The sequence below is a fragment of the Cetobacterium sp. genome (assembly GCF_051653945.1).
Classification (GTDB): domain Bacteria; phylum Fusobacteriota; class Fusobacteriia; order Fusobacteriales; family Fusobacteriaceae; genus Cetobacterium_A.
On the sequence record NZ_JBOFXD010000070.1, the window covers coordinates 1 to 11,035 of the forward strand.

The window sequence follows — 11,035 nt, forward strand, 5'->3', positions numbered from 1 at the left end:
TTTACTACTAGATAACATACCTACTTTTACTGAACTTATATCTATATCTTCATACAAAACTTCTATCTGTTTTTTTATAATATCCAAATCTACCTCTTGAACTGCAAAAACTCCCATACTATTTTGTGCTGTAATTGCAGTTATAACACTCATTCCATATACACCATTAGCACTCATAGCTTTTAAGTCAGCTTGAATTCCTGCACCACCACACGAATCAGAACCTGCTATAGTTAAAACTTTTTTCATTTTTTACCTCCTCGAATTTTTGCATAAAAAAAGCTATCCCATCTAGGGATAGCCAAATTATTAATTTTAGTTATACTTTTAACTAAAAAATATTATACTTTGCTACTTCCCTACGCTAGAATTAACTAGATCAGGTTCAAAGAGTCAGTTATTTAAAACTTCTCAGCCTAGTGGCTCCCCTAGTAAACTTTTTTTATTCTTTTAAACACAATATACTATATTCTGTTACTAATGTCAACTGTTGCCATTTCTTTTAGTTTAGTTCTGTACGAAAGAATTCTTTTTTCCCAACCCTTTCCATATAGCTCCCAACTTGTTAAACTTTTATAATAGTTTATCCTCTCTTCTGTTATAAGATCTATAAATCTATCATGATTTTGAACTGAATTTATAACAGCAATTGTTTTGGTCCCTAAAACTCCATCTACAACTACATTTTCTGATGGTTTATATCTTTTCAAAGCCCTTTGAGTTATAACTGCTCCTGCATTATATCCACCATTAAAAAATATATCAAATATCATCATTTGTGAATATGAATGTTTAATCTCATTTAATCGATACTCTGTTAAAAGATGTTCAGCTATTTCTCTAGCCTGTTCCTCTGTGAGAGATTTTATTTCATAGTTCTTATTAAATTTTTTATTATAATCAATTAATAAAAAATTTCTTATTCCATACTTAGAAAGTTCTTTTTGTGTTTTGACAAGTTTATCCCCTTCATGAGACAACACTTCACTTATTATAATCTCTCTAATTTTTGTATCCTCATATCCAAAAACGACTGTAGAATACAACAACGTAATTAAAATTACAAATTTTTCTAGCATACTCTGATTAGCTTCCTCCCTATATATTTAAATAGTTTAATAACTTTTTAAAAAGTAGAGTTTATTATATCATAATTTTGACTAATTTTATAGAGTTTCCGCAACTTTTTGAACTTTTTCTTTAAATTCAACAATATCTTTTATTACTTTTTTAGAATCTACTGTTTTTATTTTCTTATCTTCTACTATTAATTTTCCATTTACTATTACAGTATCCACATTACTTGCATTAGCTGAATAAACTAAAGCTGAATATGGATCATATATTGGATTCATGTTTACTGATTGTGTTTCAACTATCACCACATCAGCTAACTTCCCAACCTCTAAACTTCCTAGTTCATTTTCTCTATGAATGGCTCTTGCTCCACCTATTGTTGCCATTTCAACAGCCTTTTTTGGTGGTAATGCTGATCTATCTTTTGTGTCCAATTTATGCAATTTTGCTACATATCCCATCTGTCCAATTATATCTAAAGTATTTCCACTCATAGGTCCATCTGTCCCAAGCCCTACTCTCATTCCCATATCATGCATTTTTAAAGCTGGCGATATTCCTTTAGCAGACTTGATGTTAGCAACCATATTATGAGCTATTCCTACATCTCTTTTTTTCATTAGCTCTATATCACTATCTGTAACAAAAATATTATGAGCTGCAATAAATCTTTCATTCAATAGTCCTATCGAATCCAAATACTCAACAGGTGTCATCTTATACTCTTTTTTTATTCTATCAAACTCTCCATCAGTTTCTGCTACGTGCATTGAAACAGGCACGTTATATTTTTTTGAAAGTTCCTTAATTTTTAATAACTCCTCTTTAGTTACAGTATGAGGCCCATGTGGTCCAAATCCTGGAGTTATTAACTCATCATTTTTATATTTTTCTACAAAAGCGATTGCTCTATTTAGTGTTTCCCCTTTTTCTTTTCCATCTGCTGTTGGATATTTAATTATATTTTGAGTCATAACTCCTCTTAATCCAACCTCTTTAACAGCTTGAGCAGCACTCTCTTCAAATAGATACATGTCTACCATAGTCGTAACTCCCCCAAGAGCCATCTCCATAGCACCGTGCTTTGCTCCTATGTATGACATCTCTGGACTTACCATTTGATTTTCTAAAGGAAATATATATCTATTCAATCTATCTGGAACATCATCTGCTAAAGATCTAAATACAGTCATTGATACATGAGTATGAGTATTTATCATCCCAGGCATTATAATTCCATCCTCTGCATCTATAACCTTGTTAGCACTATATTTTTTTAATAAATCCTCATTTCCTACAGAGATTATTTTATTATTTTTTATAACAATAACTCCATTCTCTATAATCTCTCTTTTTTCATTCATTGTTAAAAGAGTTCCATTTTTTATTATTATATTAGCTTGCTCTTTTTTTTCAACCAATGAACTACACCCAACTATAAATAAACTTCCTAATAATAATGCACCTTTTAAATAATTTTTCATTAAATAATCCTCCCAAATAAAAAAATCCCAGTAAGCAAAAGCCTACTGGGTTAACCAACTCCCAATTTACTTTTACTTATAGTACCAAATTTAAGGTTTGGTGTAGAAACTTTTGGCCATATTCCAAATATATATAAGCTTTAAATAAATATTTCACGAAATAATTCTAACATATTTGAATATAAAATCAAAGTTTTTTTATTTTATTAATTTTATATATAGAATTCTACACATTAATGGTATATAATTAATATACCACGCAATTTATAGGAGGTAGTTTCATGTTAAAATTTTTAAAAGATACAGATATTGATGTTTACAACGCTATTGAAAAAGAGTTAGATAGACAAGAAAACGGTTTAGAACTTATTGCCTCGGAAAATTTTGTTTCAAAAAGTGTAATGGAAGCTGTTGGTTCAGCTATGACAAATAAATATGCCGAAGGATATCCAAATAAACGTTATTATGGTGGATGTGAGTTTGTAGATGTTGTTGAAACTTTGGCTATTGAAAGAGCAAAAGAACTTTTTGGTTCAAAGTTTGCAAATGTTCAAGCGCATTCTGGTTCTCAAGCTAACATGGCAGCTTATAGAAGTTTAATAGACTTAGGAGATTGTATTTTAGGAATGAGACTTGATCATGGTGGTCACTTAACTCATGGTAAAAATGTCAATTTCTCTGGAAATGACTACAAAGTTATATCATACAGTGTAAAAAAAGATGATGAAAGAATTGATTATGATGAAATTAGACAATTAGCTCTTGAAAATCATCCTAAACTTATTATTGCTGGAGCAAGTGCTTATCCTAGAACTATTGATTTTAAAAAATTTAGAGAGATAGCTGATGAAGTTGGTGCTTATTTAGTTGTTGATATGGCTCACATTGCTGGACTTGTTGCAGCTGGACTACATCCATCTCCAATTCCATATGCTCATATAACTACTAGTACAACACATAAAACTCTTAGAGGTCCTAGAGGTGGACTTATTTTAACAAATGATGAAGAGATTGCTAAAAAAATTGATAAAATTATATTTCCTGGTATTCAGGGGGGGCCTTTAATGCATATTATAGCGGGAAAAGCTGTAGCCTTTAAAGAAGCTCTTTCTCCAGAATTTAAAAAATATCAAGAACAAGTTGTTAAAAATGCTAAAACTTTATCAGATACTTTAATGGAAAATGGAGTTAGAGTTGTTAGTGGAGGTACTGATAACCATCTTATTCTTGTTGACCTTACAAATTTAGATATAACTGGAAAAGATGCAGAAAAAATTCTAGAAAAAGTTCATATAACAGTTAATAAAAATGGAATCCCTTATGATACGAAAAGTCCTTTTGTTACAAGTGGAATCAGACTTGGTACTCCTGCTTTAACAACAAGAGGTATGAAAGAGGAGGAGATGATTTTAATAGGAAATCTAATCGTTAAAGCTCTACAAAATAGTGATAATGACGAGATTCTTAAAAATATCATTGAAGATATTAAAACTCTTTGTAAAAAATTCCCTTTATATAAGGATTAAAAATTAAATAACACTAATAAAATTTTGTTTCCTTGAAATTTTTTCAAATTTGTTTTATAATATAAGTATTATTATATAGAATGGAGAAAAATATTATGACAAAATTACCTAATTGTCCTAAGTGTAATTCAGAGTACACTTACGAGGATGGAAACCTATTTGTTTGCCCAGAGTGTGCTTACGAATGGTCAATGGAATCTACTGAAGAGGACTCAGAGGACTCTCTTATTGTAAAAGATGCTAACGGGACTCTTTTAGCTGATGGTGACACAATCACTGTTATTAAAGACTTAAAAATTAAAGGAAGTTCTTCTGTTGTTAAAATTGGAACTAAAGTAAAAAACATAAGATTAGTTGAAGGCGATCACAACATCGATTGTAGAATTGATGGTATTGGGGCTATGAAACTTAAATCTGAATTTGTAAAAAAAATCTAAGGTCGTATTTCTACGACCTTATTTTTTATCTCTATTACTTTTTAATTAAAATAACATACTCTTTATTTGAATAAAGTTCCTCTAAACTTAAATCAGAAATATCTTTTTTATATTTCTTTTTAACTAAAAGTAATTGTCCTTCATTCATTTTACTTAAATCCTCTAAAGGTATATTTTCTATTGAATTTTTATTTATTTCATTAGAAATATTTTTAGCATCTTCAAATCGATAACTGTAAACTTTTTCACTATTTTCTTTTAAAATCTCTATACTGTCTTTTATAGTAAAGTTTTTATTGTAATATGGTAGTAATCCTGCACAAATAATAAGGACTACACAATTTAAATATAATAAAATTTTATAAATTTTATCTTTCGTTCCACTCCAAATTTTTTCAATAGTTCTCAATGAAATTATAACTATCCCATAATAAAGAGGAAGTAGATAAATATCCAATTTACCACTTATCGAACTAAAAAACACCAAATTTGGAATAAATAAACTAAATGCAATTTTATCAATTTTTTTCCACTTTTTTCTATTTTTAAGATTCCCCAAGTTTTTATAAAGTCCTACTATAAAAAATGGTGCTATTGGCAATGTTGTTAAAGGTAAAAGTTTCAAATAGTAATATATAGGTCTAGTATGTGTTTTTGCTTTAACAACTCTACCCAACGTTTCTTGCCCTAATATTAATCCTATATAACTTTTCCCCTCTGGAAAACTTAACATCATTATAAACCAAACCCCTAAAATAGTTACTATTATTCCTAATCCTAATAATAATCTCATTTTTTTTAGATAACTCAAATTATTATCTAAATACAAATAAAATAATATAGTTAATACAGGAATAATAAAAGCAGCTCCTCCCTTTACTAAAACTCCTAGAGCTATACAGCTATAAAAATATATACTCTTATTTAATGATATCTCTTTTTTATCTAAGTAGGTTGAGAAAAAAAGATAAATACTCCCCATTATAAATGTTGTCATTAAAGTATCCATTCTCAACACTAGCGATACTCCAAATATATATGGTAGTGTTATAAAAATAGCAGTAGATATATATGCCATTTTTTCATTCCAATATAGTTTAGAAAGTTTAAAACCTAAAAAAGCAGTTATCCCTGCAGGAATAATATTTGCTATAATTAGAGAGATCGGATAAAAATTATCTCTACTGATGTATCTAACTAAACCTAATATCCAAAAATAAATTGGTGGTTTATCTGGGTAAAGTTCTGTAAAATATTTAAGAATTATAAAGTTTTTAGTTTCTATCATTTGTTCAGTTATTACAAAGTACTTTAACTCATTTCTTATATCTGGAAATCTTAAAAAAGTTATTCCTACAATTAAAGCAAAATAACCTATGAAAAATAGTTTGTATCTCTCTTTATATGTCTCATCTTTAAATCTCATACCCTCTCCTTAATTTTTATTTTTGTCCCACTGGATAGTATTTAAATAAAAATCTCACCTTGCAGTTTTTAGTATGAACATTTCTAAGGTCAAAATAAAACTCACCTTTCATTCTATCTTTTAATTCTTCTAAATTAATTCCTCTAAATTGATTCCATTCGGTTACTAAAACTACCGCATCCGCTTTTTCACTAGCTTCCTCTTCATCTTTACAATATTGTATTCTATCTTTATATTTTTCTAATCTCCATTTTGTTTCCTCTATACCTTTAGGACAGTAAGCCTTTATTTTTGCACCATTTTCTATTAATCCCTTAATTATATCTAAACTTGGGGCATCTCTAACATCATCTGTATCTGGCTTAAAAGATAATCCCAATATACATATAGTTTTTTCCTCTACACCATTCATCTCTTTAATTATCTTATCTATCATTTTTTTCTTTTGTTTTTCATTTGCAGATATTGCAGCAGCAACAACACTCATATTTTCATCATATTCTTTTCCTATTTCAACAATTGCTCTTGTATCTTTTGGAAAACATGATCCTCCATATCCAGGTCCACAATGTAAAAACTTTGGAGATATTCTACCATCCATCCCCATTGCTTGAGCTATTTCTTGAGTATTTGCCCCAACTTTTTCAGCTAATAATGCCATCTCATTTATAAAAGATATTTTTACAGCTAAAAACGCATTCGATGCATATTTTATCATTTCTGATGTTCTTCTATTTGTAAAAACAAAAGGGGTTTTATTAATATATAAAACATCATATATTTTCTTCATCACTCCTAACGCTTTTTTACTTTCAGCTCCTATAACAACTCTATCAGGTCTTAAGCAATCATTTACAGCTTTTCCTTCTCTTAAGAACTCAGGATTTGAAACTACATCAAACTCTAAGTTTACTTTTCTTTTTACTAATTCATTCTTAATAGCTTCCTCTACAAGATCCCCTGTTCCAACAGGAACAGTTGATTTATTAACTATAACTGCATATTTACTAATATTTTGACCGATATCTTTTGCACACTGTAATACATAAGTTAAATCCGCTGATCCATCATCTCCTGGAGGAGTTCCTACAGCTATAAAGATTACCTCTGCATCTCTTAGTGCATTTTCTTTATTCGTTGTAAAATTTAATCTTCCTTCTAAAACATTTCTATCTAAAATATCTTTTAGTCCTGGTTCATAAATTGGAAGTATCCCATTTTGTAGGTTTTTAATTTTTTTCTCATCTATATCTAAGCATATAACCTTATGACCGAACTCGCTTAAAATTACACCTTGCACAAGTCCAACATATCCAGTTCCTATTACAGTTATTTTCATCTTACTTTCCCCCTAAATACCATTTTACAAATTTATTAATTCCATCATCAAATTTTGTAGTTGGTTTATATCCTAAAAGTTCTTTAGCTTTATCTATATTTGCATAAGTTCTTTTTACATCTCCAGGTTGCATTGGTAATCTCTCTATCACTGCCTCTTTATCTAGACATTTTTCAATCGTTTGTACCATTTTATTTAAAGAGATTGCATCTGACTCCCCTAAATTAACAATCTCATAAACATTCTCATGCTTCTCCAAATATTTTACACCCTTTATAACACCATCAATTATATCGTCAATATATGTATAATCTCTATATGTTTCTCCATCTCCAAAGAATGGAATCCCTTCATTTTTTAAAATTTTATCAACAAACTTGTGAATAGCTAAATCTGGCCTTTGTCTTGGCCCATAAACTGTAAAAAACCTAAATTGTAATGTATCTATTTTATACAAATTAAAATATACATGCCCTAAAACTTCACAAGATTTTTTTGTTGCAGCATATGGTGAAATTGCAAAATCAACCACATCAGTTTCTTTAAAAGGAACTATTTTGTTGTTACCATAAACTGAACTAGAAGAAGCTTGGATAAATTTTTTAACTCCATATTTTTTACAGCACTCCAATAGGTTTAAATATCCACCTACATTTACTTTTTCATATTCTAAAGGATTCTCTAAAGATGGTCTAACTCCAGCTAACCCTGCTAAATTTATAACCATATCTATTTTATTTTCATTAAATATCTTGTCTAAACTTTCAATATTTTTTAAATCACAATATTCTAAAGAATAACTATCTAAATTTACTTTTTCTAGTAATGCCTGTATTTTATTCTCTTTTGTATCTCTTGATAAAATCTCTGCAAGATATTCAATTTTATTTAAACTTTCCAAAACATTCTTAACTTTTATATCTTCTGAATAAAAATTATGAAAATTATCTATTCCAATTACGCTATGTCCTAAATTTAACAATTTTTCTACTAAATGTGATCCTATAAATCCAGCTGCTCCTGTTACAATAATTTTCATCTATCTTTCAACCCCTCTATTTTTTTTTTATTAAATATATATTTCTTGAATAAATCAATACATTTGGTGCTTGTCCTAGTATAAATACTGGATCCTTTTTATATACTGCATAAATTAATAAGAAAATACTACCTGATAAACTAAATATCCAAAATGAGAAAGGGATAACACTCTTTTTAGCTTTTTCACTAGCTAACCACTGAATAATAAATCTCATGGAAAAAAGTCCCTGCCCAATAAAACCAATAATTAAAAAAATATTCCAATTTTCTAAACTCATCATAATTATTCCTCTATCTTCCAATTTAATATTCTATTTTTCATCCATCTAACTGCAAAAACATCTTTAAAAGCTTTAAATCCTCTCCCGAAAACTCTATATTTTGACTCTCCATGTAATCTATCATAATGCCTTACTGATACTTCTGTAACTTTATAACCCATATATTTTGCTAAAGTTGGTAAAAATCTATGCATTCCATTAAACAACTTATATGATTTTACAACTTCTTTTTTAAATAATTTTAAAGGACAACCTGTATCTTGAATATTATCACCTGTCACAAAATTTCTAAATCCATTTCCTATCTTTGATGCTAACTTTCTTTTAAAGCCATCCTCTCTAGTTGCTCTTCTTCCATTTACTACGTCATACTCTGGAATATATTCTAGAAGTTTATATACATCCTCTGGATCAGTTTGGAGATCACCATCCATCATTAAAACCAAATCTCCTTGAGATTTTTGAAACCCTGCATCTATCGCTGCACTTTGTCCATTATTTTTTGTAAAATGATAAACTTTTATATTTTTGTTTTCTTCTCTTAATTTATTTAAAAGTTCATGGCTTCCGTCAGTACTTCCATCATTTATAAAAATAATTTCATACTCTTTAAACCCCTTTTTAAATGCCACCTCAATTCTTTCTGCCATAGGAATAATGTTGTCTTTCTCATTGTAAACTGGTATTACTGCTGATATCTCCATTGCTGCCTCCTTTTGTTTTTTTTTAATTATAAAGTTTAAAAGTAAATTTTTAGTAAATTTTTTAAAATAAAACAAATACTGCTACAATATATACCCCACAATTACTTAATTAACAAGTTTTTTAGACAAATTTTTACCATTTTTTTACTTTTTTGTTTTATAATATAATTATTAAAAAATTAAGGTGGAGGAGAGGTCATGTTAAAAAAGAATATACTAATTATTGAAGATGATCCAAAAATTAGAAGATACTTAGAACTTGAACTAGTTCATGAAGGATACAATATTGATTTAGCTGTAGATGGAAATGATGGTTTAAAACTATTTAGAGAGAATAACTATGCTCTTATTCTTCTTGATTTAATGCTTCCATATATAAGTGGAGAGGAGGTTTGCAAAACAATCCGAAACGAATCCAATATTCCAATTATTGTTTTAACTGCTAAAGATGAAATTTTTAGTAAAATAACTCTTTTAGATTTAGGAGCTGATGATTACATCACTAAACCATTTATTATTGGTGAACTTTTAGCTAGAATGAGAGTCACTTTCAGAAATAAACAAACTTTTACAGATAAAAAAATATTAAAATTTGAAAATATATCCCTTAATCTAAATACAAAAGAAGTTCTTTTAGATGATACTCTAATAACTTTGACTAAAACGGAATATAATCTTCTTCATTATTTGATGATTAATAAAAATTTAGTTTTGAGTAGAGAAAATATTTTAGAAAATGTTTGGGGATATGATTATTTTGGGGATGGTAAAATTATTGATATGTACATAAAAGCCCTTAGAAAAAAGCTTGATCCTGATAGTAAATATATTAAAACTATCCGTGGATTTGGCTATTCTTTAAAAAAGGAGGATTAATTTGAAAACTCTTTCAGGTACTTTAAAAAAAAGTTATTTCCAACTAATTTGTTTATTTACTGTTGTTTTAATCTTATCATTATCTATTACTGGAAAATATTTAATTAACTCATCCAAACAGTACTTAAGAAATGCTATGGGATTTTTAAAATATGAAATCTTAGAAGAAGCTAATTCAAAGTCTATGGAAATTTTTACAGGTGATTTAGTTAACCAACTTTTCAGAGTAGAAAATCCTGCTCTTGACGATTTAGAAATAACAATAAAGTATAAAGATTTAGTTTATACAGAAAATACAAATCCTCGTCTTTTAGATGCCACTGTTGAAGATAAAGTAAAAAATGTTCATTGGTATGATTATATGGTCTTAAAAAACGACTTAATCAACAAAGAGGGAGAAGTTTATACTGTTATCCTTGTAAAAAATTTAAGAGAAGAGAAAAAATTTTTCTTTGATATGATTTACATTTTTTTATCTGGATTATCTATTTGTATTATTATTTCTATATTTGCTTTTACAAGATTATTAAAAAAAATTAAAAAACAACTTTCTTTACTAGAAAATATTAATTCAAATATTACTTTAGAAAATTTAAAAGTTATAAAACCTACAAACTATTTTAAAGAGTTTGATAACATCCTAGATTCATATGAAGATATGTTATTAAGACTTGATATACAAAATAAGAAACAGATTGAATTTGTTCACAACTCATCACACGAGCTAAAAACTCCTCTTTTTATAATAGGAGGTTACATAGATATGATTAAGCGTTGGGGTAAAAAAGACCCTGAAATATTTAATGAAGCTTTGGTATCTATCGAAGATGAAACTAAAAGTATG

12 protein-coding genes and 2 riboswitches are annotated in these 11,035 nt (G+C 28.2%); of the genes, 4 read left to right on the top strand and 8 right to left on the bottom strand.

Annotated features, from left to right (window positions below; all coding sequences use genetic code 11):
- The 3 genes from thiD to ACRC8M_RS07605 all read right to left on the bottom strand — a co-directional run.
- On the bottom strand, window positions 1-249 hold a 249-nt coding region (gene thiD, locus ACRC8M_RS07595), incomplete at its 3' end, for a bifunctional hydroxymethylpyrimidine kinase/phosphomethylpyrimidine kinase (RefSeq protein ID WP_438528586.1).
- A gap of 90 nt (window positions 250-339) precedes the next feature.
- A riboswitch (TPP riboswitch) is annotated at window positions 340-440 on the bottom strand.
- 24 nt (window positions 441-464) lie between these two features.
- Entirely contained in the window at window positions 465-1,079 is a 615-nt protein-coding gene (locus tag ACRC8M_RS07600) for a hypothetical protein (protein WP_438528587.1), read from the bottom strand.
- Window positions 1,080-1,166: 87 nt separating this feature from the next.
- Window positions 1,167-2,561: an amidohydrolase gene (locus ACRC8M_RS07605; protein ID WP_438528588.1), complete on the bottom strand. Its 1,395-nt coding sequence runs from the start codon at window positions 2,559-2,561 to the stop codon at window positions 1,167-1,169.
- Between the two features lie 59 nt (window positions 2,562-2,620).
- Window positions 2,621-2,718, bottom strand: a riboswitch (purine riboswitch).
- Between the two features lie 124 nt (window positions 2,719-2,842).
- Between ACRC8M_RS07605 and glyA the strand changes: the two genes are divergently transcribed.
- Together glyA and ACRC8M_RS07615 are read left to right on the top strand one after the other, a co-directional pair.
- A complete protein-coding gene (gene glyA / locus ACRC8M_RS07610; RefSeq protein WP_438528589.1) occupies window positions 2,843-4,087 on the top strand; it encodes a serine hydroxymethyltransferase in 1,245 nt (414 codons plus the stop codon).
- 95 nt (window positions 4,088-4,182) lie between these two features.
- Window positions 4,183-4,524 carry a zinc ribbon domain-containing protein YjdM gene (locus ACRC8M_RS07615; RefSeq protein WP_438528590.1) on the top strand — a complete coding sequence of 114 codons (342 nt, stop codon included), beginning with the start codon at window positions 4,183-4,185 and terminating at the stop codon, window positions 4,522-4,524.
- Between the two features lie 34 nt (window positions 4,525-4,558).
- Here the strand turns inward: ACRC8M_RS07615 and ACRC8M_RS07620 are convergent, their stop codons facing one another.
- From ACRC8M_RS07620 to ACRC8M_RS07640, 5 genes are read right to left on the bottom strand one after another with little or no spacing between them, the layout of a single operon-like run.
- On the bottom strand, window positions 4,559-5,950 hold the full coding sequence (locus tag ACRC8M_RS07620) for an ArnT family glycosyltransferase (protein WP_438528591.1): 1,392 nt from the start codon (window positions 5,948-5,950) through the stop codon (window positions 4,559-4,561).
- A gap of 16 nt (window positions 5,951-5,966) precedes the next feature.
- Window positions 5,967-7,289: a UDP-glucose dehydrogenase family protein gene (locus tag ACRC8M_RS07625; RefSeq protein ID WP_438528592.1), complete on the bottom strand. Its 1,323-nt coding sequence runs from the start codon at window positions 7,287-7,289 to the stop codon at window positions 5,967-5,969.
- Window position 7,290: 1 nt separating this feature from the next.
- Entirely contained in the window at window positions 7,291-8,328 is a 1,038-nt protein-coding gene (locus ACRC8M_RS07630) for a GDP-mannose 4,6-dehydratase (protein ID WP_438528593.1), read from the bottom strand.
- 16 nt (window positions 8,329-8,344) lie between these two features.
- Window positions 8,345-8,611 carry a lipid-A-disaccharide synthase N-terminal domain-containing protein gene (locus tag ACRC8M_RS07635; RefSeq protein WP_438528594.1) on the bottom strand — a complete coding sequence of 89 codons (267 nt, stop codon included), beginning with the start codon at window positions 8,609-8,611 and terminating at the stop codon, window positions 8,345-8,347.
- 2 nt (window positions 8,612-8,613) lie between these two features.
- On the bottom strand, window positions 8,614-9,315 hold the full coding sequence (locus tag ACRC8M_RS07640) for a glycosyltransferase family 2 protein (RefSeq protein WP_438528595.1): 702 nt from the start codon (window positions 9,313-9,315) through the stop codon (window positions 8,614-8,616).
- Between the two features lie 198 nt (window positions 9,316-9,513).
- Between ACRC8M_RS07640 and ACRC8M_RS07645 the strand changes: the two genes are divergently transcribed.
- Both ACRC8M_RS07645 and ACRC8M_RS07650 read left to right on the top strand, forming a co-directional pair.
- On the top strand, window positions 9,514-10,191 hold the full coding sequence (locus ACRC8M_RS07645; RefSeq protein ID WP_438528596.1) for a response regulator transcription factor: 678 nt from the start codon (window positions 9,514-9,516) through the stop codon (window positions 10,189-10,191).
- A 1-nt stretch (window position 10,192) separates the two neighbouring features.
- Window positions 10,193-11,035, top strand: an 843-nt coding sequence (locus tag ACRC8M_RS07650) for a histidine kinase dimerization/phospho-acceptor domain-containing protein (protein WP_438528597.1), incomplete at its 3' end; no start/stop codon positions are given.